The organism is Acetobacter pomorum, from assembly GCF_002738225.1.
Lineage (GTDB): Bacteria > Pseudomonadota > Alphaproteobacteria > Acetobacterales > Acetobacteraceae > Acetobacter > Acetobacter pomorum.
In genome coordinates this window covers 1-258 of sequence record NZ_PEBQ01000182.1, presented here as the reverse complement: position 1 = coordinate 258, position 258 = coordinate 1, and the positions used below count along the sequence as shown (strand labels likewise).

The 258-nt window shown below is 48.8% G+C and carries 1 pseudogene; it reads right to left on the bottom strand.

Annotated elements, in window-relative coordinates:
- Positions 1-81: 81 nt before the first annotated feature.
- Positions 82-258, bottom strand: a pseudogene (locus CSR02_RS17110) (MFS transporter); the annotation flags it as partial.

Here is a 258-nt window from a genome sequence, read left to right as displayed (position 1 = left end):
AGTAAGATCGGATAACTGACGACACGCTCTAACAACCTAGCAAGATACATTGCTCTTTCAATTACAACATCGGCAGTATGTTTATTTCTTGTCCGGCCATGCCAGAAGGCAGAAAACTTGTAGACATACGGCCCCCAGCGGGAGCCAGACAAATCCGGCCGTAATCCAGAATGATAGGTCTGGTGATTGTGTGGTTCCTCCTTCAACGTAATGACCTTGTGACAGGAACTGCGCCAGAACAAAGCCGGTCAGCCCCAT